General features: G+C 41.5%; 24 protein-coding genes and 1 other RNA gene. 19 read left to right on the forward strand and 6 right to left on the reverse strand.

Going from position 1 to position 20,561, the window contains the following annotated elements; translation table 11 throughout:
- Positions 1–5: 5 nt before the first annotated feature.
- The 3 genes from BA1_RS09785 to BA1_RS09795 all read right to left on the reverse strand — a co-directional run bounded on the left by BA1_RS09785 (position 6) and on the right by BA1_RS09795 (position 1,345).
- Positions 6–326, reverse strand: coding sequence for a winged helix-turn-helix transcriptional regulator (locus BA1_RS09785; protein ID WP_008358306.1), 321 nt, complete (start codon positions 324–326; stop codon positions 6–8).
- Between the two features lie 82 nt (positions 327–408).
- Positions 409–810 (reverse strand): helix-turn-helix domain-containing protein, encoded by a 402-nt coding sequence (locus BA1_RS09790; protein ID WP_008358309.1) that lies wholly within the window; start codon positions 808–810, stop codon positions 409–411.
- Positions 811–940: 130 nt separating this feature from the next.
- Positions 941–1,345: a helix-turn-helix domain-containing protein gene (locus tag BA1_RS09795; RefSeq protein WP_008358310.1), complete on the reverse strand. Its 405-nt coding sequence runs from the start codon at positions 1,343–1,345 to the stop codon at positions 941–943.
- Positions 1,346–1,499: 154 nt separating this feature from the next.
- On the opposite strand from BA1_RS09795, the gene BA1_RS09800 reads away from it, so the two are divergent.
- From BA1_RS09800 to BA1_RS09835, 9 genes are all read left to right on the forward strand, one after another.
- Complete coding sequence (locus BA1_RS09800) at positions 1,500–1,733, forward strand: helix-turn-helix domain-containing protein (protein ID WP_008347669.1); 234 nt, start codon at positions 1,500–1,502, stop codon at positions 1,731–1,733.
- Positions 1,734–1,770: 37 nt separating this feature from the next.
- Positions 1,771–2,061 carry an AbrB/MazE/SpoVT family DNA-binding domain-containing protein gene (locus BA1_RS09805; RefSeq protein WP_008358314.1) on the forward strand — a complete coding sequence of 97 codons (291 nt, stop codon included), beginning with the start codon at positions 1,771–1,773 and terminating at the stop codon, positions 2,059–2,061.
- Positions 2,062–2,247: 186 nt separating this feature from the next.
- On the forward strand, positions 2,248–2,481 hold the full coding sequence (gene secG / locus BA1_RS09810) for a preprotein translocase subunit SecG (RefSeq protein ID WP_003212746.1): 234 nt from the start codon (positions 2,248–2,250) through the stop codon (positions 2,479–2,481).
- Between the two features lie 124 nt (positions 2,482–2,605).
- Positions 2,606–3,352 (forward strand): alpha/beta hydrolase, encoded by a 747-nt coding sequence (locus tag BA1_RS09815; protein ID WP_008358316.1) that lies wholly within the window; start codon positions 2,606–2,608, stop codon positions 3,350–3,352.
- A 19-nt stretch (positions 3,353–3,371) separates the two neighbouring features.
- Positions 3,372–5,714, forward strand: a complete 2,343-nt coding sequence (rnr, locus tag BA1_RS09820) for a ribonuclease R (RefSeq protein ID WP_008358318.1) — start codon at positions 3,372–3,374, stop codon at positions 5,712–5,714.
- Positions 5,715–5,853: 139 nt separating this feature from the next.
- The gene (smpB, locus tag BA1_RS09825) at positions 5,854–6,324 is read left to right on the forward strand and encodes an SsrA-binding protein SmpB (protein WP_008347658.1); all 471 of its coding nucleotides are present in this window, start codon (positions 5,854–5,856) and stop codon (positions 6,322–6,324) included.
- A 180-nt stretch (positions 6,325–6,504) separates the two neighbouring features.
- Positions 6,505–6,868: a transfer-messenger RNA gene (gene ssrA / locus BA1_RS18695) on the forward strand.
- A 353-nt stretch (positions 6,869–7,221) separates the two neighbouring features.
- Complete coding sequence (locus BA1_RS09830; RefSeq protein ID WP_008358321.1) at positions 7,222–7,653, forward strand: hypothetical protein; 432 nt, start codon at positions 7,222–7,224, stop codon at positions 7,651–7,653.
- On the forward strand, positions 7,637–8,017 hold the full coding sequence (locus BA1_RS09835) for a hypothetical protein (protein WP_008358323.1): 381 nt from the start codon (positions 7,637–7,639) through the stop codon (positions 8,015–8,017). The genes BA1_RS09830 and BA1_RS09835 overlap by 17 nt, the downstream gene beginning before the upstream one ends.
- A 352-nt stretch (positions 8,018–8,369) precedes the next feature.
- On the opposite strand, the gene BA1_RS09840 is transcribed toward BA1_RS09835, so the two are convergent.
- Positions 8,370–8,612 (reverse strand): hypothetical protein, encoded by a 243-nt coding sequence (locus BA1_RS09840; protein ID WP_008358325.1) that lies wholly within the window; start codon positions 8,610–8,612, stop codon positions 8,370–8,372.
- A 240-nt stretch (positions 8,613–8,852) separates the two neighbouring features.
- On the opposite strand from BA1_RS09840, the gene BA1_RS09845 reads away from it, so the two are divergent.
- The 10 genes from BA1_RS09845 (at position 8,853) to BA1_RS09890 (ending at position 19,984) form a co-directional block, all read left to right on the forward strand.
- Positions 8,853–10,454: a histidine kinase N-terminal 7TM domain-containing diguanylate cyclase gene (locus BA1_RS09845; RefSeq protein WP_008358327.1), complete on the forward strand. Its 1,602-nt coding sequence runs from the start codon at positions 8,853–8,855 to the stop codon at positions 10,452–10,454.
- Between the two features lie 256 nt (positions 10,455–10,710).
- Positions 10,711–11,166 carry a DUF6376 family protein gene (locus tag BA1_RS09850; protein ID WP_008358329.1) on the forward strand — a complete coding sequence of 152 codons (456 nt, stop codon included), beginning with the start codon at positions 10,711–10,713 and terminating at the stop codon, positions 11,164–11,166.
- 97 nt (positions 11,167–11,263) lie between these two features.
- Entirely contained in the window at positions 11,264–11,569 is a 306-nt protein-coding gene (locus BA1_RS09855; RefSeq protein WP_008358331.1) for a metal-sensing transcriptional repressor, read from the forward strand.
- 83 nt (positions 11,570–11,652) lie between these two features.
- Positions 11,653–11,859 carry a copper chaperone CopZ gene (gene copZ, locus BA1_RS09860; RefSeq protein ID WP_008358333.1) on the forward strand — a complete coding sequence of 69 codons (207 nt, stop codon included), beginning with the start codon at positions 11,653–11,655 and terminating at the stop codon, positions 11,857–11,859.
- Between the two features lie 82 nt (positions 11,860–11,941).
- On the forward strand, positions 11,942–14,380 hold the full coding sequence (locus tag BA1_RS09865) for a heavy metal translocating P-type ATPase (RefSeq protein ID WP_008358335.1): 2,439 nt from the start codon (positions 11,942–11,944) through the stop codon (positions 14,378–14,380).
- The gene (locus tag BA1_RS19655; protein ID WP_008358337.1) at positions 14,377–14,511 is read left to right on the forward strand and encodes a hypothetical protein; all 135 of its coding nucleotides are present in this window, start codon (positions 14,377–14,379) and stop codon (positions 14,509–14,511) included. Before BA1_RS09865 ends, BA1_RS19655 begins: the two co-directional genes overlap by 4 nt.
- Before the next feature lie 369 nt (positions 14,512–14,880).
- Positions 14,881–16,158, forward strand: coding sequence for a cation:dicarboxylate symporter family transporter (locus BA1_RS09875; protein ID WP_008358339.1), 1,278 nt, complete (start codon positions 14,881–14,883; stop codon positions 16,156–16,158).
- 17 nt (positions 16,159–16,175) lie between these two features.
- On the forward strand, positions 16,176–17,621 hold the full coding sequence (aspA, locus tag BA1_RS09880) for an aspartate ammonia-lyase (RefSeq protein WP_008358340.1): 1,446 nt from the start codon (positions 16,176–16,178) through the stop codon (positions 17,619–17,621).
- 117 nt (positions 17,622–17,738) lie between these two features.
- Positions 17,739–19,055 (forward strand): ATP-binding protein, encoded by a 1,317-nt coding sequence (locus tag BA1_RS09885; protein ID WP_008358341.1) that lies wholly within the window; start codon positions 17,739–17,741, stop codon positions 19,053–19,055.
- The gene (locus tag BA1_RS09890) at positions 19,052–19,984 is read left to right on the forward strand and encodes a response regulator (RefSeq protein WP_008358344.1); all 933 of its coding nucleotides are present in this window, start codon (positions 19,052–19,054) and stop codon (positions 19,982–19,984) included. Before BA1_RS09885 ends, BA1_RS09890 begins: the two co-directional genes overlap by 4 nt.
- A 14-nt stretch (positions 19,985–19,998) precedes the next feature.
- On the opposite strand, the gene BA1_RS09895 is transcribed toward BA1_RS09890, so the two are convergent.
- Together BA1_RS09895 and BA1_RS19470 are read right to left on the reverse strand one after the other, a co-directional pair.
- Positions 19,999–20,394, reverse strand: a complete 396-nt coding sequence (locus tag BA1_RS09895) for a TetR family transcriptional regulator C-terminal domain-containing protein (protein ID WP_232532106.1) — start codon at positions 20,392–20,394, stop codon at positions 19,999–20,001.
- 12 nt (positions 20,395–20,406) lie between these two features.
- Positions 20,407–20,553 carry a TetR family transcriptional regulator gene (locus BA1_RS19470; protein ID WP_232532107.1) on the reverse strand — a complete coding sequence of 49 codons (147 nt, stop codon included), beginning with the start codon at positions 20,551–20,553 and terminating at the stop codon, positions 20,407–20,409.
- Positions 20,554–20,561: the final 8 nt, after the last annotated feature.

Here is a 20,561-nt window from a genome sequence, read left to right on the forward strand (position 1 = left end):
AGAAATTATGATTCAAGATTGATCCATTCAGAGGACCATTTCGCAATTTCCTCAAAAACGGGTGCAAGTGAGCGTCCCATATCCGTTAAAGAATACTCAATACGCACGGGTGTTTCAGCGAAAACCTCCCGTTTTACAATGCCTGCTGCTTCAAGCTCTTTTAATCTCTCAGATAATACTCTTCCGCTTAAATTTGTCAGGGCTGCCTCAATTTCACTAAAGCGCTGCTGACCTGAGAGAAGCTGAAAAACAATCAGTGCCACCCAGCGTTTACTTAATAACTCAACTGCTTTTTCAAACCGCGGGCACATGTCAGATTGATTCATCTTTCTTCACTCCAATCTGAACCCATTATACCGTAATTCTGTCATAAATCAGCGCAAAAAGCTTGTCAATGCTCAAAACATTTTACGGCGATGAACGGCTGTTTAACAGAAACAGCAAATAGCGGTTTAGATCCTCTATTTCTTTTTTAGATAAGGTGGACCAGATGTCCCCATTGAATATTTCAAGGTCGCCAAGCCCATAGTTGTCTGCTGTTTCTCGTATTTTGGACAAAGCCATTTCTTCTTCCTTCATGACTTGGGCAGGGGTTGCTTCTTCAATATAGCCTGCAGCCTTCATCATTTCCTCATAAGGTATCTTTAATGCACCTGCCAGCTTCTTAATTGTAGGAGGTTTCGGAATGCCTCGTTTCCCATTTTCAATCCGAGAAATACCGGCAGCACTGACCTCTGAATACATCGCTAACTGGTTCACTGACAGCTTCTTTTCCTCACGCAATGCTCTTAAATATGCACCGAAGTTCATCAACTCAAAACCTCACATGGTTAAAGATTAGTTACCTCTAGTTTACTTGATTTGTTGACTATTGGCAATAAGTATACCATGAAAATATTGACATTAGTTAATGGTGGATGTATCTTAAGTTTATGCCCAACTATTTGTTCGCCTTTTTTTGGTTGATGAGCGTGAGAAAGTATTGATTCAACTGGCTGATGTCATGTGCGGTGAGCGTTTCCCATTGGTCTCCATCAAAAATGGGGAGATGTTCGACATCTTTTTGAAGCGCCGTTTGATAGATTTTTAACATGGACTCATATTTAGGTTTCATTTCGTGAACTTTTTCTTGTTCAATATAACCGGCAAGCAGCATTAAATCCTCATAAGGCACCTTCAAAGCGCGTGCTAATTTTTTTATGGTTAAAGGCTTCGGCACACCGCGCTTTCCATTTTCAATCCGAGAAATACCAGCAGCGCTAACACCTGAATACATGGCAAGCTGATTGACAGACATTTTTCTATTTTCTCTTAAAATGCGTAATTGTTCACCAAAGTGATTCATGTCATCGAACCTCACATTTCAGTATATGACTTATTTTAGTATGATCATTGACCAAAGGAAATAGCAAGGGCATAAAAGTGTTGACATAAGTAAATGAAGCTGATTGATGTGAGAGTTCTACATGTTGTACATATTGATCCTACAGGAGGTTGTAATGATGGTCGAAAAGATTCAGATCAGGCGGGCTTTTGTGATGCAGTATATGATCGAAAACGATATGTCTTTAAATCAGCTCGCAGATGAAATTGGCATCTCTCCTGCCACACTCAGCAGGGTATTAAATGGTCACAGGAAGCCAGGACAGCTTGTCATTGGCAAAATGATTCATTACTTTGATAAGAAATTTGAAGATCTATTTTACTATGAAGATGTTGACAAAAGTCAATGAATGCAATCATCGTATCATCATAAAGGAGGCAACCTCATTGAAAAGAACTGGGATGGTTAGACACATTGATTCTCTTGGTAGAATTGTTCTGCCTTCAGAAATGCGAAAGGTACTTAATATCAAAGAAGAGCAGCTGTTAGAAATTTTCATCGAAGATCAAACCATTATGCTGAAAAAATATGATGCAGACAAAAGCTGCCTTTTAACTGGAAAAATAACGAAACACAACAAAAGCTATGGAAATGGCAAAGTGGTTCTGAGTCCTGAAGGAGCTGAACAGTTGTTAGTAGAATTAAAACAGCTCTTGCAAGAAGATGCAACTCGCTAAAAACGTTTTTTAACTCAAAAATTGCATATAAAAAATGCGGCATGCAGCACATTGGAGCGAAATTGAATCAAAATGACAAATAAAGTCGACAATATATAGGAAATCTTTATTTTGATGTTTCGTGACATGTACCTTGTTTTCATGTAAAATAAAGTTATGTGTACCAGTTTGTCTGGAGGTGTTTTCATGCACGCATTTGTTATCACATTACTCGTAATTGTCAGTATCGCACTTATCATCGTTGTATTATTGCAATCAAGTAAAAGTGCTGGACTGTCAGGCGCTATTTCAGGTGGAGCCGAGCAGCTTTTCGGTAAGCAAAAAGCGAGAGGTCTTGACTTGATTCTTCACCGATTAACTGTCATTTTGTCAGTGCTTTTCTTCATCTTAACACTTGCATTGGCATATTTAGGCGTGTAAGGCGCGAGTAACAGAAGGTCTGATCTTTTTTCAGACCTTTTTTTATTATTAGCACTCTTTTGTGTTTGTTTCGTACATACAGGTGGAAAATATAAACTATATCAAAAAGAAAGGAAGTCACATCATGAAAGTTGTTACACCAAAACCATTTACGTTCAAAGGTGGAGAAAAGGCGGTGCTTCTTCTTCACGGTTTTACTGGGAATACAGCAGATGTTCGGATGCTTGGGCGCTATTTGAATGAAAGAGGGTATACATGCCATGCACCTCAATACAAAGGACACGGCGTACCGCCAGAGGAACTTGTCCATACAGGCCCGGTAGATTGGTGGAAAGATGTAGAAGAAGGTTATCAATTTTTAAAAGATGAGGGCTATGAGGAGATTGCTGTATGCGGACTATCCCTCGGAGGAGTTTTTTCATTGAAATTAGGTTACACTGTACCTGTAAAGGGAATTGTACCTATGTGTGCACCTATGTACATAAAAAGTGAAGAAGTCATGTACCAGGGTGTACTAGATTATGCCCGTAACTATAAAAAATTCGAGGGTAAGTCAGAGGATCAGATTGAACGAGAAATGGAAGAGTTCAAGAAAACACCAATGAATACGCTCAAGGCTCTTCAAGAACTGATTGCAGAAGTGAGAAACAATGTTGACATGATTTATTCACCTACTTTTGTTGTTCAGGCACGTCATGATCATATGATTAATACAGACAGTGCAAATATTATTTATAACGAAGTAGAGACAGATGAAAAACATTTGAAATGGTATGAAGAATCAGGCCATGTCATTACGCTTGATAAAGAGCGAGAGAAGGTTCATCAGGATGTATATGCATTCTTAGAATCACTCGATTGGTCAATTTAAATATATAGAGGGTTAGAGTGTGCAAAAAGAAGAATTTATGGATGAACTACTTACGTTTATGCAGGAAGAGGCGTACAAACCGTTAACGGTACAAGAATTAGAAGTCATGATGGAAATTACCAATCCGGATGATTATAAAGAGCTCGTCAAAGCACTTGTGATATTAGAGGATCAGGGACTTATCGTCCGTACCCGCAGCGACCGCTATGGTGTACCAGAAAAAATGAACTTGGTAAAAGGGAAGCTGTCTGCTCATGCAAAAGGATTTGCGTTTGTGACACCTGAAGAGTTTGGACAGGATGATATTTTCATTCCGCCTAATGAGCTGGGCACAGCGATGAATGGTGATACCGTCATGGTGCGTGTCAGCCATAAATCAAACGGCACCAAAAAAGAAGGAACTGTCATCCGTATTCTAGAGCGTAATACTCAGACGGTTGTCGGTACCTATACAGAAACGAAAAGCTTTGGTTTTGTCATTCCGGATGATAAAAAAATCACAAACGATATCTTTATTCCGAAATCAGCTAAAAACGGAGCGGTTGAAGGTCATAAGGTTGTTGTGACACTGACAAGTTATCCAGAAGGCAGAATGAGCGCAGAGGGTGAAGTGACTGAAATCTTAGGTCATAAAAATGACCCTGGCATTGATATTTTGTCGATCATTCATAAACACGGTCTGCCAGGTGAGTTCCCTGAAGAAGCACTGAAGCAGGCGGCAGACACACCTGAAACAATTGATGAAAAAGATCTGGAAGGCAGACGTGATCTGCGCAACGAGACGATTGTAACAATTGACGGTGCAGATGCAAAGGACTTAGATGATGCCGTTACTGTGCAAAAGCTGGATGATGGTAAATACAAGCTAGGGGTGCATATTGCGGATGTCTCTCATTATGTGACGGAGAATTCCCCAATTGATCGGGAAGCCTATGAGCGCGGGACGAGTGTGTATCTTGTAGACCGCGTTATCCCAATGATTCCTCATCGTCTGTCAAACGGTATTTGTTCATTAAATCCGAAAGTCGATCGTCTTACACTGTCTTGTGAAATGGTTATTGATCAAAACGGGAAGGTTGTCAAACACGAAATTTTCCAAAGTGTGATCAAAACGACAGAGAGAATGACGTATTCCGATGTGAATAAGATTTTAGTGGACCAAGACGAAGAGCTTCTAGACAAATATGAGCCGCTTGTACCGATGTTCCAAGAGATGGAGAAGCTTGCAGAAATTCTTCGCGACAAGCGGATGGAGCGTGGAGCTGTAGACTTTGATTTCAAGGAAGCAAAAGTGCTTGTAGATGATGAAGGAGTAGCGAAAGATGTGGTCATTCGTGAGCGTTCTGTCGCCGAGAAATTAATTGAAGAATTCATGCTGGTTGCAAACGAAACAGTTGCCGAGCATTTCCACTGGATGAATGTGCCGTTCATTTACCGAATTCACGAAGAACCAAATCCCGAGAAGCTTCAGCGCTTTTTAGAGTTCGTGACGACATTTGGTTACATTGTCAAAGGAACGTCAACAAATATTCACCCGCGTGCACTTCAAAGTGTACTCGATGCCGTCCGTGATCAGCCGGAAGAAGTCGTCATTCAAACTGTGATGCTTCGCTCTATGAAACAGGCGAAGTATGATCCAGAAAGCATTGGCCATTTTGGATTATCAACGGAATTCTATACACACTTCACATCGCCGATCCGCCGTTACCCGGATTTAATCGTGCATAGGCTGATCAGAACCTATTTAATAGAGAAAAAGACAGACGAAGCGACCCTTGAAAAGTGGGGACAACTGTTGCCAGAAATCGCAGATCATGCATCTACAATGGAGCGCCGCTCTGTTGATGCTGAGCGCGAAACAGATGACCTGAAAAAGGCAGAGTATATGCTTGATAAAATCGGTGAAGAGTTTGATGGTATGATTAGTTCGGTCACGAATTTCGGACTATTCGTTGAACTGCCGAATACGATAGAAGGTCTTGTCCATGTGAGCTACATGACAGACGATTATTATCGCTTTGATGAACAGCACTTTGCCATGATCGGTGAACGTACAGGAAATGTCTACCGTATCGGTGATGAAATCACTGTCAAAGTAGTTGATGTCAATAAAGATGAGCATTCGATTGATTTTGAAATCGTCGGAATGAAAGGCACTCGCCGTAAATCGCCAAAAGACTTCAAGTTCAAAAAGCGGACAGATCCACCAGCCAAAAGAGGGCGCGGAGGTCAAAAACCTTCTGGAGAAAAAGCCAAAGATGAAAAAAGCGGTGGAGAGTGGTTTACGAGCCGTAAAAAGAAGAAAAAGAAAAAACGCGTATTTGATAACGCACCGAAACAAAAGCGCAAAAAGAAAAAGTAACGTGACAAAAAGCAAATAGGGCATCATGCTCTATTTGCTTTTTGACCACGTAGCGTCAGCATTGTCGAAAGCTGGATTGTTTGATAAAATAATCCGTACGATTTGGACCGTGTTTGTGTCAAAAGGAGGGTGTTCGCCAATGCCAAAGGGAGAGGGAAAAGTTGTTTCCCAAAACAAAAAAGCAAATCATGACTATTTTATAGAAGAAACCTACGAAGCCGGCCTTGTGCTACAAGGGACGGAAATCAAATCAATTCGAGCAGGAAAAGTGAATTTAAAAGATTCCTTTGCCAAAATCGAACGAGGAGAAGTGTTTCTTCACAACATGCACGTAAGCCCATACGAGCAGGGGAACCGTTATAACCATGATCCGCTGAGAACAAGAAAGCTGCTGCTTCATCGCAAGCAAATCAGCAAATTGATTGGTGCCACTAAGGAAGAGGGCTATTCACTTGTTCCCATTAAACTCTATTTGAAAAATGGCTTTGCCAAAGTGCTAATCGGAGTCGGTAAAGGGAAAAAGAAATACGATAAGCGTGAAGATTTGAAGAAAAAAGATGCAAAACGTGAAATCGAGCGTGCCTTCCGTGATCGGCAAAAGCAATTCTAGTCTAGAGCGGATTGCTTGCTGAGGCCCGAAGCACTATGCTACAATATGATATGCAGTCATCAATCATCGTCATTTTTTACAGAAACCACCAGTTGTTTCGAACGATGAAGTTGTTATAATAGTTATATACGGAAGCAGTTAAGCTAAAGAACGTTTCCATCCCGTATATCCCTTTTACAAGGGGACGTTACGGATTCGACAGGGATGGTTCGAGCTTAGGCTGCGAGCCGAGAGGCGATCTCGTTAACACGCACTTAAATGTAACTGGCAAAACTAAAAGTTTTAACCAAAACTTAGCACTAGCTGCCTAATAAGCGCAGCGAGCTCTTCCTGACATCGCCTATGTGTCTGTGAGGAGCCCAATGAAGTAGGCTACGCTTACGTTTTCGTCTGAGGACGTAAGAAGAGATCCATCAGACTAGCTCTCCAAGCGCCCGTCAGCAGGCATGAGGATGAGTGAACACGTAAATATGTTGACTACGCTCGTAGACGCTTAAGTAATCGATGTCTCTGGACGTGGGTTCGACTCCCACCGTCTCCATCAAAACTTTTAGAACGCAGTCGTATCAAGGGTTTGAAAGCCCTTGGTGCGGGTCTGGCAACATTTTGGCAACATGTATGAGTTTCCTAAACGTTTGGTCAGCATCTAAGGATTTGTTAACAATCTTTTTATTCTTTATAAACATTACATATTTCAATAAAAAAAGACGCTATTTTCAGCGTCTTTTTTTTATTCGATAATCTAAATTTCTATTCATATTCAAATGCTTATTATTTCGAGAGCGTCTATTTTTCAAAAAAATACCTTTAAATGAATATTATCCTATCTTCATCATGTTTATGTTGAAATAAACTTATAATGTTTAATATTAACATTTATAGTAGGTATTTGTAACGGTGGCGATGAATGAATTTCTCAAGAAAGTTTCAATTTTAACAGTCATTCTTTTTACAATTAGTTCATTATCGACTTTAACTAGTTTCGCAGAGACAGAGTCAGATAATGAGAAACAGCCCGTTTTAGAGGGAGTTTTAGTAGGTGAAACAGTAGATGGCATCAATTCAAAGAATGTTCAATTGAGTAAGGAGGTTTTATCTGAGGAATTCGATCTCGAAGAAGAGGTTAGAAATATGCCTTCAATAGATGAAATGACGAAAGATGAGAAGCAACTTTTTAATAAAATAGTAGAAGAACAAACAGAGCTTTCAAATGTAAATGAGAAGGAAATATTTAAACAAGAATTAACAAATTTCTTTGATAAATATTCTGATACATATAATGATTTGACTGCAGCACGCACAAAAAGAGTTAGTGGAGGGAATAAATGATGCAACACTAGAAGAAAATGATGATTTTGCATTTGCTAAAGATGTATTTGTTTCTTCTTTTGGGGTGAAAGAAATTCAAGCTGCTAAAAAGAAAAAATCATCAGGTATAAAGGTCGGTGTCTCTGTTAGATTTGCAGGTGCAGTTTTCAATGCAGTGATTGGTTTTGCTGTTGGGGGTGGTGTAGGTGTTATACAATCATTTATTATTAAAAAAGGTAAAGCGGAAGCTAAAAGAATATTTACTAAAACTGTGACAAGTAGATTAAAGGCGTGGGGAGCTAAAAAATTAGCGATCTCTATTGGTGTTGCTGTTGCAATTGCTTTAATTATTTGGATATCGGAACTCAAATTGCTAAACAGTTAGATAAGAGGGATAAGCACCCTAATAATGGTTGGGTAGATATATATTAGGAGGAATGTTGTGAAGAGGATGATGAAGTATGCTGTGATGATTTTATTTATGAGTGTATTTTTCTATTATTACAATATGTTTGTACCTAAAAATTTTCTGTACCTTTTAATTGCATTTCCAATTTGCTTTGTTGCTATAAACATAATTGATAAGCTATTTACGAATAAATGATTATAAGAATAAGCAAGCCTCATGTTTGCTTATTCTTATAATTAGATTTGTATCGGTATATCATTCTATCGGCCGATTAGAGTGATCCTTAGATATTGTTTATCCATGTTCAACTTTTATTAAAATGTTATCGTTATCTAAAATGTTTCCTCGAATAAGTCTCTAAAAACCGAACAAACAAAGGACAAACCACAATCACCGCCATCACCATCAAAAACCGATCCGACATAAACTCCAAAAACGTTGTTTGAATCACATAAACCGCAATCAGCAGTAAATAACTTACCAAAAAGAACAACCCAGATCGTCTTTTTTCAAATGGCTTCTCTAAAAGAATGAGCATAAACAAACATGCCATGAGGATCAAAAAAGTCATATTCTTTTCATGCCTCCTCCGCATTTGATCCCCAAATTGTACATATAATTCTTCTGCCGCAACATGCTTTTCCATCAATTTGAGCAAAGAGTATTGAAATCAGAGATGTCATCACAAGTAAAATGCTCGGAACTTTACAAAAAATCTCCAATCAATTCAAAATCGCATCTTCCCATTTGTGACGTCCTCATATATAGTTATATTAGACTAGTTCTAAATAACTGAAATTGGGGCGTTTACATGAATTCGATTGTTTTACATTTTATTGTGATCATGAGTGTTTCTGGCATTCTGTCCGTGATCTTATCAATCATTGCTCATGCAAATCGCCATCGGTATATTGGCTGTCAATTGTTTATGTACATGTCTGCGGCAACTGCGATTTATATTTTTGGGCACACGTTTGAATTGTTGGCACGTACCCCTCAAGAAATCATGTTCTGGGTTAGTTTTCAATACATAGGTCTTCCGTTCATCGCACCGTTCAGCCTCATGATTGTGCTGCAATTTACGGGTTTTTATCAATATATAACAAAGCGCCGCGTGCTTTTCATCTTACTGATTCCCATTCTCACCACCATTATGGTGTTCACCAATTCTTTTCATTCACTTTTTTACCGAAGCATCACGCTGCATACTTTAGACGGGTTTTTACTGGCTGATTTTAGGATTGGGTATTGGTATATCATTCATGGCGTCTATACCTTTGGCTGTTCAATGCTCGCAGTCTTTATGCTGCTTTGGTTTTTACGTGTGACCAAAAAAGAATATTTAAAACAGATTCTGATCCTGCTCGTTGGCATGTTATTGCCGATCACGACCTCTTTTATCTATTTATTAGGTCTCACGCCTTTTCACATTGACCCAGTACCAGTGGTGATGTTTTTAACCAACGCTCTTTATTTATGGGCGATTATGTCCTTTCATCTCTTTAAGCTTTCTCCTATTGCGATGGAGCGTGTGTTTGAGCATATGTCAGAAGGCGTTCTCATTTTGGATCGTTACGGAACGCTCATCGATTATAATCCTGCGGCTGCGTCGATTATTCCGATACTTTCTAAAAAGGGAATCGGCTATAAAATCGAGGATATTTTCTCAGGGGTCATCAAAGAGTCCTCGTTTATTCAGTGGTTGCGTTCTCCGCAGGATCATTCGCATTATGATTTGATGTGGGAAAAAGAGCAGCCCTGCTATTATCATCTGACCGCTTCTTCTCTATTTAATAAGAGAGGTGAGATCGAGGGCAGGCAAATTGTGATTAGTGATGTTACGGAGCAGCGTTTGCTGCAGGAGGAGCTGGAGCGTCGCGCGTATATAGATGGTTTAACGAATATCTTCAATCGTTCTTCTTTCATTGAACGAACACAGATGATATTGGAAGAGGATGCACAGAATACCGCCATTTTACTGTTTGATATTGATTTCTTTAAACAAATCAATGATACGCACGGACATCATATTGGGGACGAGGCACTTCGTCATGTTGTCTCCATTTGTCAGCAGCATTTAAAGGTGGATGATTTATTTGGCCGATATGGTGGAGAAGAGTTTGCCATTTGTCTGCCGCAGCATTCATTTGAAGAAGCATGTCATATCGCAGAACAAATAAGACATTCCTTTGAAGTGAGCTTCTTTCAGGCTGATGAGAAAAAAGTACAAGTGACAGCGAGCTTCGGCATCGCCCATACAGCGAATGATTCCCCTATATTAGAAAAGCTTCTATTCGAGGCGGATCAAGCCTTGTATATGTCAAAACGCCACGGACGTAATCGGATTTATTCATCAACTGGTGAAGACTATATACCACATCAGAGACATGACCTGCCGCCAGCTTCTCATTGACTGTTGTCCTTCATTTAGATATGATAAACATAACATTTGAACGGTTTCCTAAAGGGGAGTAGCTTTTACGGTTTGGTCGTCATTACAGAAACATCCGCTGTTTCTCGGCCATTCCGGCATGAACATGTTAGCCAGACCTTTGCCTATGACACATAAGGCAAAGGTCTGGCTTTTTTTAAGGCCTTTTTGCATCCGTGTGGCAGGGGAGCGGGACAAATGAGTGCTTTTAACACAATAGATGAAAGGATGATGGAGTTTGAAAAAATATGTGATGACTTTCCTATTTTCCGGCACGCTGTTGTTAAGCGGATGTTCCGGCTTGCTTGACCAAGTAAACGATACAACGACGTATGTCACAGAGGCAAATGAGTATGTGACGGATATTCAGCAATTCACAGAGGCATTTCCACAACTTGCGAAAGAAGCTGTACAAGATGCTGCAAAAAAAGCAGATTTGACGCAGCAGCTTGAATCATTGAAGGCTGACATTCAAGAATTTAATGAACTCACAGCGCCGAAAATAGCGGAAGATCTGCATGCACAAATCATAGAGAAAAATAAAGTGCTGTCAGAGGAAATTCAAACTTATTTACAGCAATTGAAAACAGACAAATTCGATGCTGCTGCTATATTGGAGGATCAGCAAGGGCTGATCAAGCAGCTCCAGCAGTCCGTCAACCTTTTGCAGGATATTGAACAATTAACAAACTAGGACAAACGCAGCTTACGCAAGGCATATCTTTGCCTTTTCCGGTGGAGATATGCTTTAATTTAGTAAAAGACAAGTTTGATAGAAAAAAGGTGATCACATGACAGAGCATGAAGAAAGGCATATCGCTTCGCCTAGAGCCGAGAAGGAAAAAGATCAATTAATCAACCGCTTAAAACGAGTGGAAGGACAAGTTCGAGGAATTCAGCAAATGATTGAGAACGATCGTTACTGTATAGATGTCGTCAATCAAATTTCTGCTGTGAATGCGGCTTTAAAGAAGGTGAGTCTTCAATTGATGGAAAAGCATACACACCACTGCGTAGCGGATGCCATTAAGAGCGGCAATGGGGATGAAGCCATTGAGGAGTTAATGAACGTCTTCACGAAGCTGACAAAATCGTAGCACACAGCGCATCATTTATGTTTACAATGATACCCTACTAGGGTATAGTAAAAATAGAAAATGATTGATGGAGGCGATGAGAAGTGGAACAAGCAACACTTCAAGTGCAGGGCATGTCTTGCGGACATTGCGTGAAAGCAGTCGAAGAAAATGTAGGAGAATTAGCAGGTGTTGAATCTGTGAAAGTCCATTTAGACAAAGGACAGGTGAAGGTTTCGTTTCATCCTGATCAAGTCACGTTACACCGTATCTCCGATGTGATCGAAGAACAGGGATATGATGTCGTATAAATGAACAAACGTGCTGCATAAGACAGCGCGTATTTTTTTAACATCACAATACCCCCATGGTGTATATGGAGAGGTGAGATAAATGAAAAAAGAAATTGACTTTCACATTACGGGGATGACCTGCGCCGCCTGTGCAGGCCGCATTGAAAAGGGCCTGAACAGGCTAGAAGGGGTGGACGATGCCAGTGTAAATTTGGCGCTTGAAACATCGCACATTGTCTATGAAGCGGACCAGCTAACAGCAGATGATCTGAAACAAAAAATTCAATCGCTTGGCTATGATGTGGTGATGGAGCAAGCAGAATTTGAGATAGAAGGAATGACGTGTGCGGCCTGTGCAAACCGAATTGAGAAAAAAGTCAACCGGATAGACGGTGTTGATCAAGGGTCTGTGAACTTTGCGCTTGAAACCCTTCAGGTCACGTATCATCTTGGTCAAACATCTCCAAGTGACATCAAAGAGGCTGTGAAATCCATTGGGTATTCATTAATAGAACCAGCCGAAGAGCATGCAGAGGAAGGCAAAAAAGATCATCGCCAAGCAGCCATTGAGAAGCAGACGGCACGTTTTTTATTTTCAATGATCCTGTCACTGCCGCTGCTTTGGGCTATGGTCAGCCATTTTTCTTTCACATCGTTTATTTGGCTCCCAGAAGCGCTGATGAACCCGTGGGTTCAGCTTGCATTAGCAGCGCCCGTCCAGTTCATTGTCGGCTGGCCTTTTTATGTAGGCGCCTATAAAGCTTTAAGACATAAAAGTGCCAATATGGATGTCCTTGTGGCACTAGGGACATCTGCTGCCTTTTTCTATAGTTTATATGAAAGCATTCAATCAGCAGCGGTCCAAGGCACACATGAGGCGGCTCTCTATTATGAAACAAGTGCGGTGCTTATTACGTTGATTGTGCTCGGAAAGTTAATGGAAGCAAGAGCGAAAGGGAGATCATCAGCAGCGATTCAAAAACTGATGGGCTTACAAGCGAAAGAAGCAGTCATTGAACGAGACGGGAAAGAGATGACCGTTCCTATTTCCGAAGTGAAAGTGAATGATCTTGTGTTTGTAAAACCGGGTGAGAAAGTCCCGGTAGATGGAGAAATCATCGAGGGAACAACAGCGATAGACGAATCCATGATTACAGGAGAAAGTCTGCCAGTTGATAAAATCGCAGGAGATACGGTCATCGGGGCAACCATCAATAAAAATGGGTTTATCAAAGTGAAAGCAACAAAAGTAGGGAAAGAGACGGCTCTTTCACAAATCATTCGAGTGGTAGAACAAGCACAAGGCTCAAAAGCACCGATTCAAAGAATGGCGGATCAAATTTCAGGGATTTTTGTTCCCATTGTAGTCGGTATCGCTGTACTGACCTTTCTCATATGGTTTTTCTTTGTAGATCCAGGGAATGTGACATCAGCACTTGAGACTTTTATAGCGGTGATAGTCATTGCATGTCCTTGTGCGCTCGGCCTTGCTACACCGACCTCCATTATGGCAGGTAGCGGACGTGCAGCTGAGTCAGGGATTCTGTTTAAAGGCGGAGAGCATCTAGAAGTGACCCAATCACTAGACACGGTAGTTTTAGATAAAACAGGGACTGTGACAAAAGGCGAGCCGAGTCTTACAGATGTGATGGCATATGGCCATTGGACTGAAGATAAGCTACTTCAGCTAGCGGGGTCGGCAGAACAACAGTCAGAACATCCTCTTGCCAGAGCGGTGACAGAAGGCATGAAGAACCGCGGTCTTGAAGCGGTTGAGGTAGAAGCTTTCCAAGCAGACCCTGGTCATGGAATGAAAGCAAGGGCCGCTGGTCATGAGCTTTTGATTGGCACGCGGAAGCTATTAAAGAAACACCATATCGAATACGAAAAAATAGAAGCAGCCGTTACTAAACTAGAGGAGCAAGGGAAAACGGCCATGCTCATTGCGATTGACGGCGAGGCGGCAGGTATTGCTGCGGTTGCAGATACGATGAAACCGTCTTCTCCTCAAGCAATCGCTCGGCTCAAAGAGCAGGGGATTCATGTCGTAATGATAACAGGGGATAACAAACGAACAGCAGAGGTGATTGCGAGACAGGCGGGCATTGATCATGTCATCGCTGAAGTCCTGCCTGAGGAAAAGGCGGCACATATTGCGACGTTTCAGGAACAAGGAAAGAAAGTGGCTATGGTGGGAGACGGCATCAATGATGCACCTGCCCTTGCGACAGCGAATATTGGAATGGCAGTTGGAACGGGGACAGACGTTGCCATGGAAGCAGCAGATATTACGCTCATGACAGGAGATCTTCATGCCATTGCAGATGCGCTTGAATTCAGTAAAAAAACGATGAGAAACATTAAGCAAAATCTATTTTGGGCGCTTGCTTACAACTGCATTGGGATTCCAGTAGCCGCATTTGGATTCCTTGCGCCATGGCTTGCAGGAGCGGCAATGGCCTTTAGCTCTGTGTCGGTTGTGCTGAATGCACTTAGATTACAGAGGTTGAAACCTGTCAGAGAGGGAGTGGCAGAATGAAGCTGAATGTCAAATGGGTGTGGACGTTGAGTGCTGTGATTTATGTGGCGCTTGTACTGATTGGTTATGCTGTTTATGACAAATTTTCTCCACATCAAGAGTCTCCAGCTGAACAGATGCAGCAACATTAAGACTTCGCCAAAAGCGAAGTCTCAGCGTGTAGACAAACCCTCGCATTCTTTGTCAGTCCTGCGTGCCGGTGCTCACGAATGTCAAATTCGCTCCGCTCCGGTACTCGTCCTTCCTAGACTGCAAAGGTTTTCACGCTGAAAGGAAGACAAAGGGCTAAAATAAAGGACATTTTAGCCCTTTGTCAACAATCTGAGACTTCGCCAAAAGCGAAGTCTTTTTTTAACATTTTTGTGGAAGAACTGACCTTTTTTAAAAAATTTCATAAAAAATTCATTTGTTTTTGTTCCTTTTTGTCGTTTTTTGTAGGTTCATCGTTAAGATTCGATTAAGCAACAAAGAAAGCGTTATCAATAAAAGGGGGTTCACGTATGAAAAAGTTAGGGTTAGCTTCTCAAATACTCATTGCACTTGTTCTGGGTGTTGTCGTAGGAGCGCTGTTTTATCAAAATGAAACTGTTATTAATGTGTTAACGCCGATTGGCGATATATTCATCCATTTAATTAAAATGATCGTTCTTCCAATTGTCATTGCTGCATTGATTGTAGCAGTAGCAGGTGTAGGCGATATGAAAACCATCGGAAGACTCGGTGGGAAAACGATTCTTTACTTCGAGATTGTGACAACGATTGCTTTAGCAGTTGGACTGCTTGCAGCAAACGTCTTCCATCCTGGTACAGGAATTGATATGAGCAACATGGAAAAAGGCGATATCTCTAAATATGAAGAGACATCTAAGGCTTCTTCCGACAAAGCGACTTTCTCTGAAACGTTGGTACATCTTGTCCCAACAAACGTTTTCCAATCAATTGCAGAAGGTGATCTATTACCAACCATCTTCTTTACAGTATTATTCGGATTAGGAATTGCCGCAGTAGGAGATAAAGGGAAACCAGTGTTAGGATTCTTTGAGGGCATACTCGAAGCGATGTTCTGGGTGACCAATAAAGTGATGAAGTTTGCTCCATTTGGTGTATTCGCACTCATCAGTGTGACGGTGATCAAATTCGGGGTCGGAGCGCTTCTTCCATTAGGTAAACTGGTCCTTGTCGTATACGGTACAATGGCATTCTTCGTATTTGTTATCCTAGGCATTATCGCAAAAATGGCTGGAACAAGCGTCATTACACTATTTAAAATTTTAAAAGAAGAAATTATTCTTGCCTTCTCAACAGCAAGTTCAGAAGCTGTTCTGCCTAGATTAATGGACAAAATGGAGAAGTTCGGCTGTCCGAAAGCGATCACGTCGTTCGTTATCCCGACAGGCTATACATTTAACCTAGATGGAAGTGCAATCTATCAATCGATTGCCGCTATATTTGTTGCACAAATGTATGGCATGCCGCTTTCCATCTATGAGCAAATTACGTTACTATTAATCTTAATGCTGACATCAAAAGGAATGGCTGGTGTACCAGGTGCATCTATCGTTGTTGTCATCACAACACTTGGAGCAATGGGACTACCGCTTGAAGGACTTGCCTTCATCGTTGGTATCGACCGTATTCTTGACATGGTTCGTACAACAGTGAACGTCTTTGGTAACTCACTTGCAGCCATTGTTATGTCTAAGTGGGAAAAAGTATTTGATCACGAAAAATCGAAAAAGTATATTGAGGAATTAAAACAACAAACAAAAGCAGCGTAAAAAGGAGATCTTTTCAAATGACGAAGCTACAGGACAAGCAAGTTCGAATCGAACGAGACTTTCTAGGTGAAAAGGAAGTAGACACTCAAGCATATTATGGGATTCAAACATTACGTGCAGTGGAGAACTTTCCAATTACAGGCTACCGTATTCATGAGGAACTCATTAAAGCATTAGGGATTGTCAAAAAGGCAGCCGCCCTTGCCAATATGGATACACAGCGACTATATTCTGGTCTTGGAGAAAAAATTGTTCAAGCCGCAGATGAGGTCATCGAAGGAAAATGGAACAGCCAATTTATTGTCGATCCAATTCAAGGCGGGGCTGGCACTTCAATGAATATGAATGCCAATGAAGTCATTGCAAACAGAGCGCTTGAACTACTAGGAAAGGAAAAAGGCGCTTATACTGAGCTTAGTCCAAACACGCATGTGAACATGTCGCAGTCTACAAACGACGTTTTCCCAACAGCGATTCATATTTCGACATTGAATATGATTGAAAAGCTACTTTATACGATGGAAAACATGCATCAAGTCATGATTGAAAAAGCGCAGGAATTCGATCATGTCATCAAAATGGGACGTACGCATCTTCAGGACGCTGTGCCAATCAGACTTGGTCAAGAGTTTAGTGCCTATGCAAAGGTGCTCGCTCGTGATATTAAACGTATCAAGCAGTCTAGACAGCATTTATATGAAGTGAATATGGGGGCAACAGCAGTCGGAACGGGGCTGAATGCAGACCCTAAATATATTCGTCAAGTGGTGAGCTATCTTTCTGACATTAGTGGATTACCGCTAGTTGGAGCGGAAGACTTAGTTGATGCAACGCAAAACACGGATGCTTATACAGAAGTATCTGCTGCGCTTAAAGTATGTATGATGAATATGTCCAAAATGGCGAACGATATTCGACTGATGGCTTCAGGTCCAAGAGCAGGCTTTGGTGAGCTGCACTTGCCGCCTAGACAGCCAGGTTCATCGATCATGCCAGGGAAAGTCAACCCAGTCATGCCAGAGGTGATGAACCAAGTGGCATTCCAAGTCATCGGGAATGATCACACGATTTGCCTTGCATCAGAGGCTGGTCAGCTTGAACTGAACGTAATGGAGCCAGTCCTAGTGTTCAACTTGCTTCAATCTCTCAGCATGATGAAGAATGTATTTGAGTCCTTCGTTGACAACTGCTTGCGTGATCTAAAAGCAGATGAATCTCGATTAAAAGAATATGTAGAAAAGAGTGCCGGTGTCATGACGGCGGTCAATCCGCACATTGGTTATGAAGCTGCTGCACGAATTGCTAGAGAAGCGATCCTGACAGGCGCATCTGTACGTGAGCTTTGTCTGCAAAATGATGTGTTAACAGAGGAAGAGCTTGATGTCATCTTAAATCCTTTTGAAATGACGAAACCAGGTATTGCTGGCGCATCACTTTTAGAAAAGGATCGTTTAGAAGATTAAGTGACACCATGAGAAGCGCACACCGACAAAGTTCCGGTGTGCGTTTTTTCATGGACTGTTTGTTTTTCTGAAGCTCACATAGTATACTATCGTCAATTATTAGGGATGTGACTGCGTTTGAATCTACTGAAAAAATGGCTGAATACAGAGCCTTATTTAATTGTCATGCTCATTGTACTAACACCGATTGGCGGAGAGCTGAAATTTTATCCATTTGAGGACAGCTTTCGGGTCAGCTTTGGAACCGTTGTCTTTTTCTTTATCCTGCTTCAAATGAAAAAATTCCCTTCATGGGCAAGCGGCATGATTGCGGGGGGATCTGTGTTTGCTTTCCGGGTGCTGCTTGATACAGTCGTGACAGGCCATCTCCCGCTGGAAGAGGCGGTTTCTTTAAGATTTCCTTCCCTGCTCTATTATGTCGTCTATGGCACGCTCTTTTATTTATTGCAGGTCAGACGGTTTCGTGATAAGCCTTGGTTGATTGGGGCGACGGGCATCATCATGGAACTGTGTGCAAGTGTTGTTGAAATGATTGCACTCCGGGGAGCCATTGATGAAATTTTAACAGTGAGAACGCTCTTCCAACTATTTGTATTGGCGATTTTCAGAAGCTTTTTCGTACTGGCTTGTTATACGATGATTCGATTATACGAAGAACAGGCAAGAGAGCGTCAGATGAAAAAGGAAAAGGAACATCTGCTGATGCTGCTGTCGAACCTTTATATGGAATCTACATACTTTCATAAAACACTGGCACATGCTGAGCACATTACAGCCACATCGTATCAATTGTATCAATCCCTTCATCATGCAAAGGATGCGGAATCATTAGATTTGAAAAAGCTCGGAAAAACAGCCCTGCAAATTGCAGGAGAGGTGCATGAAATCAAAAAGGATAATCAGCGGATTTTTTCTGCTTTATCAAAACTGATTCATGAGGAGAATTTTCAGGAGTATGCAAGTCCCGCTCATATTGCTGGGCTTGTCATTCGTATTCATGAAAATTACGCGGAATCACTTAAAAAACACATTGTCTTTGATTATGATGAAGAAGGACAGCATCCTGCCTATCATGTGTATACGATTCTATCTTTATTAAATAACATTGTTTCCAACGCCGTTGAAGCCATCCCAGTTGATGGAGAGGTGTCACTAGCCATTTCAAGGGAAGAAAATCATGTGATCTTTCAAATTAGTGACAACGGACCAGGCATTAAAGAGCGTAACCACCATGTGATCTTTAAACCGGGCTTTACTTTAAAATACGATCAGGCTGGAAATCCATCAAGCGGCATCGGTCTTTCCTATGTGAAGGACACAGCGGAGAAGCTGGGCGGAAGTGTTGAGATGGAGAGTATCCCAAATAAACAAACGATTTTTACGTTAAAGATACCAATTGATCAAGTCAGCAGAAAAGAGGGGAATGGGAGATGAGATTTTTTATTGTCGATGATGATGAAGCCGTTCGTTCATCACTGGCTCAGCTCATTGAAGATGAAGAGCTTGGCGTTGTGGCTGGAGAAGCAGAGGATGGTGCTGAATTAACAGCCAACTACTTAAATGATTTGCATATTGATATCTTATGTATTGATCTTTTGATGCCAGAAAGGGACGGGCTTGAAACGATCCGAGCGATCAAGGATGAGTTTCATGGGAAATATTTAATGCTTTCGCAAGTAGAAACAAAGGAATTAATCGGACAGGCATATACGCTTGGCGTCGAGTATTATGTGACAAAGCCAATCAACCGTGTAGAGGTTTTAAGTGTGCTCCATCTGATGATTGAACGTCTGCATTTAGAGCACTCGATTGAAAATATTCAGCATTCGCTAAAGTCGGTGATGCAGTTCCAGCAGCGCGGACAGACAAAAACGAAGCAGCGGGGGAAAAGTCTTGCAGAGGCAGGTCAATTCTTGCTGGCGGAGCTTGGAATTGTTGGCGAGAAGGGGTCTAAGGATTTACTAGATATGATTCTTTTCACAGATCAGTATTTAGCGGTACATGCCGATCAGCACGACTCTTTTCCTTCATTAAAGGTGATTTTTACTGGCATCACAGAGGAGAAATTAAATGAACCTTTTACATCAGCAGACATCGCAAGAGAAGCCAAAGCAGCGGAACAGCGGGTAAGGCGTGCGATCAATCAATCATTGAAACACATCGCATCGCTCGGGCTAACGGATTTTTCGCACCCAACCTTTGAAAACTACGCCTCTAAATTTTTCGATTTCACGATTGTTCGAAAGAAAATGAGTGAACTGACAAAAGAGACAAGCGGTAGAGAAGAACATACCCGCATCAATGTAAAGAAATTTGTGCAGGTGCTCTATTACGAGGCCAAACGTATCTTTATGGAAGATTAAAACAGACATGCTCTTTATGACGAGGGCATGTCTGTTTTTGTGATGGATTCAAAATGTATCTGCAGCACCGAGCGCATAAGCTGAGGCGGGAGACGGTGAGGCTGTAAGATACCGTTCAAAGCAAGCCCGTTGATGACCGCATAAAGTCGTTCAGTCTCTAGTAAAAGATCAAGATGATCTAGCAGCAGATCATCGTCTTTCAGCTTCGTTAGACAAAAATGAACGGTTTGGAAAAGCTCGTCATACATTTCCGCATTGAGCGGCTGTAGATCTGGTTCAGTCAACGATTGAATCGTAAAAGCCTGCCACACCTCCATTTCAAATCTTCGTTCCTCATCAAGCGGACGGACTTGCTCAAGTAACGTGAGGACATTTTCAGTAGTAGAACCGTTTAATGACAGTCCGGCCATTCGCTCCTTGACTCACTCTTGAATCAAATTCATAGAGAAAAGAAATAATTCCTGCTGTGTGGAAAAATAATGGCGCATGGAGCCGGCAGAAATGTCAGCTTCAACAGCTATTTTCCATACAGGCGCATTCTCTAATCCATCCTGTTTGATCACTCTCATGGCAGCTG

It is taken from the genome of Bacillus xiamenensis (genome assembly GCF_000300535.1).
GTDB classification, from domain to species: domain Bacteria; phylum Bacillota; class Bacilli; order Bacillales; family Bacillaceae; genus Bacillus; species Bacillus xiamenensis.

Excerpts from the sequence above, each read along its gene's own strand:
- BA1_RS09795 (WP_008358310.1), bottom strand. The coding sequence starts at position 1,345 with ATGAATCACTTTGGTGAACAATTACGCATTTTAAGAGAAAATAGAAAA.
- BA1_RS09875 (WP_008358339.1), top strand. The coding sequence starts at position 14,881 with ATGAAAAAGTTAGGGTTAGCTTCTCAAATACTCATTGCACTTGTTCTG.
- BA1_RS09800 (WP_008347669.1), top strand. The coding sequence starts at position 1,500 with ATGATGGTCGAAAAGATTCAGATCAGGCGGGCTTTTGTGATGCAGTAT.
- BA1_RS09785 (WP_008358306.1), bottom strand. The coding sequence starts at position 326 with ATGAATCAATCTGACATGTGCCCGCGGTTTGAAAAAGCAGTTGAGTTA.
- aspA (WP_008358340.1), top strand. The coding sequence starts at position 16,176 with ATGACGAAGCTACAGGACAAGCAAGTTCGAATCGAACGAGACTTTCTA.
- secG (WP_003212746.1), top strand. The coding sequence starts at position 2,248 with ATGCACGCATTTGTTATCACATTACTCGTAATTGTCAGTATCGCACTT.
- BA1_RS09865 (WP_008358335.1), top strand. The coding sequence starts at position 11,942 with ATGAAAAAAGAAATTGACTTTCACATTACGGGGATGACCTGCGCCGCC.
- BA1_RS19655 (WP_008358337.1), top strand. The coding sequence starts at position 14,377 with ATGAAGCTGAATGTCAAATGGGTGTGGACGTTGAGTGCTGTGATTTAT.
- BA1_RS09890 (WP_008358344.1), top strand. The coding sequence starts at position 19,052 with ATGAGATTTTTTATTGTCGATGATGATGAAGCCGTTCGTTCATCACTG.
- smpB (WP_008347658.1), top strand. The coding sequence starts at position 5,854 with ATGCCAAAGGGAGAGGGAAAAGTTGTTTCCCAAAACAAAAAAGCAAAT.
- BA1_RS09815 (WP_008358316.1), top strand. The coding sequence starts at position 2,606 with ATGAAAGTTGTTACACCAAAACCATTTACGTTCAAAGGTGGAGAAAAG.
- BA1_RS09895 (WP_232532106.1), bottom strand. The coding sequence starts at position 20,394 with ATGGCCGGACTGTCATTAAACGGTTCTACTACTGAAAATGTCCTCACG.
- BA1_RS19470 (WP_232532107.1), bottom strand. The coding sequence starts at position 20,553 with ATGAGAGTGATCAAACAGGATGGATTAGAGAATGCGCCTGTATGGAAA.
- BA1_RS09845 (WP_008358327.1), top strand. The coding sequence starts at position 8,853 with ATGAATTCGATTGTTTTACATTTTATTGTGATCATGAGTGTTTCTGGC.
- BA1_RS09840 (WP_008358325.1), bottom strand. The coding sequence starts at position 8,612 with ATGACTTTTTTGATCCTCATGGCATGTTTGTTTATGCTCATTCTTTTA.
- BA1_RS09855 (WP_008358331.1), top strand. The coding sequence starts at position 11,264 with ATGACAGAGCATGAAGAAAGGCATATCGCTTCGCCTAGAGCCGAGAAG.
- BA1_RS09790 (WP_008358309.1), bottom strand. The coding sequence starts at position 810 with ATGAACTTCGGTGCATATTTAAGAGCATTGCGTGAGGAAAAGAAGCTG.